The sequence below is a fragment of the Sphingomonas bacterium genome, from assembly GCF_903644135.1.
In the GTDB taxonomy this organism is placed as follows: domain Bacteria; phylum Pseudomonadota; class Alphaproteobacteria; order Sphingomonadales; family Sphingomonadaceae; genus Sphingomonas.
The window spans coordinates 1-4,785 of the sequence record NZ_CAHJXA010000225.1 but is presented as its reverse complement, the minus strand read 5'-3'; the positions used below and the strand labels follow the sequence as shown (position 1 = coordinate 4,785).

4 protein-coding genes and 1 pseudogene are annotated in these 4,785 nt (G+C 69.4%); 1 reads left to right on the top strand and 4 read right to left on the bottom strand.

Annotated features, from left to right (window positions below):
- Positions 1-352: MazG nucleotide pyrophosphohydrolase domain-containing protein (locus HUU96_RS11475; protein ID WP_302480239.1), on the top strand; the 352-nt coding region annotated here is incomplete at its 5' end.
- On the opposite strand, the gene hflX is transcribed toward HUU96_RS11475, so the two are convergent.
- From hflX to HUU96_RS11455, 4 genes and pseudogenes are all read right to left on the bottom strand, one after another.
- Complete coding sequence (gene hflX, locus HUU96_RS11470) at positions 349-1,659, bottom strand: GTPase HflX (RefSeq protein WP_174292926.1); 1,311 nt, start codon at positions 1,657-1,659, stop codon at positions 349-351. The two genes, HUU96_RS11475 and hflX, sit on opposite strands and share 4 nt — an antisense overlap.
- Positions 1,656-2,141, bottom strand: coding sequence for an RNA chaperone Hfq (hfq, locus tag HUU96_RS11465; protein ID WP_174292925.1), 486 nt, complete (start codon positions 2,139-2,141; stop codon positions 1,656-1,658). Before hfq ends, hflX begins: the two co-directional genes overlap by 4 nt.
- Before the next feature lie 126 nt (positions 2,142-2,267).
- Positions 2,268-3,641 carry a nitrogen assimilation response regulator NtrX gene (gene ntrX, locus HUU96_RS11460; protein WP_174292924.1) on the bottom strand — a complete coding sequence of 458 codons (1,374 nt, stop codon included), beginning with the start codon at positions 3,639-3,641 and terminating at the stop codon, positions 2,268-2,270.
- A 3-nt stretch (positions 3,642-3,644) separates the two neighbouring features.
- Positions 3,645-4,709: pseudogene (locus HUU96_RS11455) on the bottom strand (sensor histidine kinase); the annotation flags it as partial.
- Positions 4,710-4,785 lie beyond the last annotated feature (76 nt).

The window sequence follows — 4,785 nt, the reverse complement described above, 5'->3', positions numbered from 1 at the left end:
CGTCGCCGCCGGCCTGCCGGCCTTGCTGCGCGCGGCGAAGCTGCAGAAGCGGGCCGCGCGCACCGGCTTCGACTGGCCCGACGCCGAGGGCCCGCGCGCGAAGATCGTCGAGGAGCTGGACGAGGTCGCGGCCGCCGCTTCGGCCGATGTCGAGGAAGAGGTCGGCGACCTGTTGTTCTCGGTCGTCAACTATGTGCGCCATCTCGGCATTGACCCCGAAGCCGCACTGCGCCGCGGCAATGCCAAGTTCGAACGCCGCTTCGCCGCCATGGAGGCGCTGGCCGGCGACCGCTTCGCCAACCTCGACCTCGCAGCCAAGGAAGCGCTCTGGCAACAGGTTAAGCGCGATTAACCCTGATCGCGCTGCCCGAACCGCTGGTGATCCATCGGTGCCAGCCGGACCTCATAGACGGTCTCCACGCCGTCGCTCGCCTGGCTCAGCACTTCGCCATGCGCATGCAGCCATGCCGCGCCGGCTCCATCGGCGGCGGTGAGCGTGATCGTGTAACGACGATGGCCGCTGGTCAGCCGCTTGGCGACCGTTGCGATCAGCGCGGCAACCCCCTCGCCGTCGAGTGCCGAGATCGGCATCACGTCGGCGCGGGCCGCTGCTTCGTCGAACACTTCGTCGCGGCGCTCGACGTCGACGAGGTCGAGCTTGTTCCACGCCTCGATCCGCGGCATCTCCGGGACGACGCCGATCTCCTCCAGCACCGTCTCGACATCGGCGCGCTGCGCCTCGCTGTCGGGATGGGCGATGTCGCGGACGTGGATCAGCAGGTCGGCGGCCACCACTTCCTCCAGCGTCGCCTGGAACGCCGCGACCAGCTGGGTCGGCAGTTCGGATACGAAGCCAACCGTGTCCGACAGGATCGCCTTGTCGAGCCCCGGCAGCGCGATCTGCCGCAAGGTCGGGTCGAGGGTGGCGAACAGCAGATCTTCCGCCATGACGTCGGCGCCGGTCAGCCGGTTGAACAGCGTCGACTTTCCGGCATTGGTATAGCCGACCAGCGCGATCACCGGCCAGGGTGCGCGCTGGCGGCGGTCGCGGTGCAGCCCGCGGGTACGGCGGACCTGCTCGAGCTCGCGCCGCAGCCGCGCCATCCGGTCGCGGATCAGCCGCCGGTCGGCCTCGATCTGCGTCTCGCCGGGACCGCCAAGGAAGCCGAAGCCGCCGCGCTGGCGTTCGAGGTGGGTCCAGCTCCTCACCAGCCGCCCGGCCTGATAGTCGAGATGCGCCAGTTCGACCTGCAGCCGCCCCTCCGCGGTCGCGGCACGCTCGCCGAAGATCTCCAGGATCAACCCGGTGCGATCGATTACCTTGGCGGCCAGAGCCGTTTCCAGGTTGCGCTGCTGCACCGGCGTCAGGGCGGCGTCGACCACCACCAGCCCCGCCTCCTCCAGCCGCACGGTGTCGGCCAGTTGCTCGACCTGGCCGCTGCCGATCAGCGTCGCCGGTTTGGGTGCCCTCACCCGCAACGCGACGCGCGCGACCACCTCCACGCCGATCGCCGCGGCAAGCCCGGCGGTCTCGTCCAGGCGCGCATCGACGTCGCGGTTGCTGCCGCCCTGGTCGGGCAGCACGACGACCGCCCTCGCCCCACGCGCGAACTCGTCGCGGTCGCGGTCGAACCCGGCGCTGGTGACGGCGTCGGTCAATCGTCCGCCGACTGCGCCGTCTCCTCGGCGAGGTTGAGCGCGTGCGCCGGCTGCACGGTCGACACCGCGTGCTTGTAGACCAGCTGCACGGCGTTGTCGCGCTGCAGCAACATGCAGAACAGGTCGAACCCGGCGATCGCCCCCTGCAGCATGACGCCGTTGATTAGGAACATCGTCACGCTGTCGCCGGACTTGCGCACGGCGGTCAGGAAGATGTCCTGCAGCTGCTTCTTGCCGCTGTCGCCGACCTGCTCGATCAAGCTGGCGACGTCGATGCCGCCCGCCGGCATGATGGTCGAGATCGCGTGCTTGTAGATCAGCTGCGACTGCCCGTCGCGGCGCAGCAGGACCGAGAAATTATCGAACCAGGTAACGATCCCCTGGAGCTTGACGCCCTTGACCAGGAACATCGTGACCGGGGTCTTGGAGCGCCGCAGCGCATTGAGGAACAGGTCCTGAAGCGAGCCTGGTTTTTCGGCCATGACAGGCCTCCTTATTGGCGGGAAGATCGCCCGCTGGTGCGCCGTTTCCCGGCGTCGGATGACGGCCCGATCGAGCCGCCACCCTTCAAGTAAGCAGCGGCAAGGCCCCCGTCCAGCCGGCAAGCGTCATTCGTCGCGCGTTTCGGTGATCCCCAGCAGCTTCAATTTGCGGTGCAGGGCCGATCGCTCCATGCCGATAAAGGTCGCCGTGCGGCTGATATTACCAGAAAACCGGCGAATCTGGACGCGCAGATACTCGCGCTCGAACGTCTCGCGCGCTTCGCGCAGCGGCGCCCCCATGATCGCCCCGCCGCCATTGCCCAGCTCACCCGGATCGCCCAGCACCTCGGCCGGCAACAGGTCGATGTCGATGCGCCCGACCCGGTCGCCAGGCGCGAGGATGATCGTCCGCTCGACAACGTTGCGCAGCTGGCGGACGTTGCCGGGCCAGTCATAGGATTGCAGCGCCGCCATGGCGTCGACCGCGACCTGCGGCGTGCGCACTCGGCGTTCGGCCGCATAATGCGCGGCGAAATGCTCGACCAAGGCCGGGATGTCTTCGCGCCGCTCGGCGAGCGACGGGATCATCACCGGGACGACGTTGAGGCGGTAATACAGGTCCTCGCGAAAGCGACTCTCGGCGATCTCGTGGGTCAGGTCGCGCGAGGTCGCAGAGACGACGCGAACGTCGACCTTGACGACGCGAGTGCCGCCGACGCGGGTGAAGCTCTGGTCGGTCAGCACGCGCAGGATGCGCGCCTGGGTGGTGATCGGCATGTCGGCGATCTCGTCGAGGAACAACGTACCGCCATGCGCCTGCTCCAGCAGCCCCGGGCGGACGAGGTCACCCCCCTGCTCCACCCCGAACAGCTCCTCCTCCATCCGCTCCGGGCTCATCAGCGCCGCGCTGACGATCACGAACGCGGCATCGGCGCGTTGGCTCCAGCCGTGGAGCAGCCGCGCCGCCACCTCCTTGCCGACGCCGGCCGCGCCCATGATCAGCACCCGGCTGCCAGTGCCGGCGACCCGCTTCAGCGTTGCGCGGACGGCGTTGATCGCGCCCGAGCTGCCGGTCAGGTCGCCGTCGCGTCCGGACGAGGCGCGCAGGCTGGCGACCTCACGCTTCAGCCGCTCGGTCTCGGTGGCGCGGGCGACGAGCAGCAGCAGCCGCTCGGCCTCGAACGGCTTTTCGATGAAGTCGGCCGCCCCGCGGCGGATGGCGGCGACGGCGGTGTCGAGGTTGCCGTGACCGGAAATGACAAGCACCGGCAGCGTCGGGTCGCGCCGCTTGATCTCGTCCAGCAGCTCCAGCCCGTCGAGCCGCGAGCCGTGCAGCCAGACGTCGAGCAGCACCAGCGAAGGACGCCGCGTCGCGATCGCCTCCAGCGCGGCATCGCTGTCGGCGGCGGTGCGGGTGCCGTATCCTTCATCCTCCAGCACGCCGGCGACCAGGTCGCGAATGTCGAGTTCGTCGTCGACCACAAGAATATCGAGCGCCATCGGTCAGGTCCGGGTGAGAGTGGTAGTGGCAAGCCGGCGTTCCCCGGCCGGCTCGGATAGCGCCCCCTGCTCTGCCCCCTGCTCCGCGCGCTTCTCCTCGGCCGGCAGGTAATCCCCCGCCGCCAGGGCCGCCGCGTCGAACGTCATCGTTACCACGCTGCCACCGCCGACACGATCGGAAAACATCATGGTTCCAAGGTGTTCCTCGACGATCTTCTTGACGATGGCGAGCCCCAGGCCGGTGCCGCGAGCGCGCGTGGTCATGTAAGGCTCGACGATCCGCTCGCGCTCCGCCGGCAGGCCGATGCCGCTGTCGGCGACCTCGACGGTGACGAAGCGCTGGCCCTGCTGGCCGAGCGTCATCGCCACAATGCCCTCGCCCATGCCCTTCGCCTCGATCGCCTCGACCGCGTTCTTGACGATGTTGGTCAGCGCCTGCCCGATCTGGCGACGGTCGCAGACCAGGGTCGGGCCGGGCTCGTCATGGATCAGCTCGAAACGGACGCCGGGATGCGCCACCTCGTGCAGGAACAGTGACTGGCGGGCGGTGTCGACCAGCGCCTCCTCGCGGAACACCGGCTTGGGCATCCGCGCAAAGGAGGAGAATTCGTCGACCATGCGGCGCAGGTCGCCGACCTGGCGCACGATCGTCTCGGTCAGCCGGGCGAAAGTGGTGTCGCCCGCCTCGACGATGCCGCCATAGCGACGCTGGAGCCGCTCGGCGGCGAGCTGGATCGGTGTCAGCGGATTCTTGATCTCATGCGCGATGCGCCGCGCGACGTCGGCCCAGGCGGCGCGGCGCTGGTCGAGCACCTGCTGGGTGATGTCGTCGAAGGTGAGAATGGGCCCGGCATCGGTGCGGGCGATCCGCACCGCCAGCGTCCGCTCACCATGGCCGACCTGCACCACCGCCTCGCGCGCATCGTCGTCGATCAGCGTCGCCAGTTCCGGAGCGACATCGCGCAGGTAGCGGCCGACCGGTCCCGCCGCATCGCTGCCGAGCAGCCGCGCCGCCGACGCGTTGGCGATACGGATCGATCCGTCGGGGGCGGTCGCGACGACGCCCGACGGCCGCTGCCGGGATCGGGGGCGCGCCCTCGTCGCGGGCTGGGATGAGACGCTGGCCGCCTACCGCACGGACCAC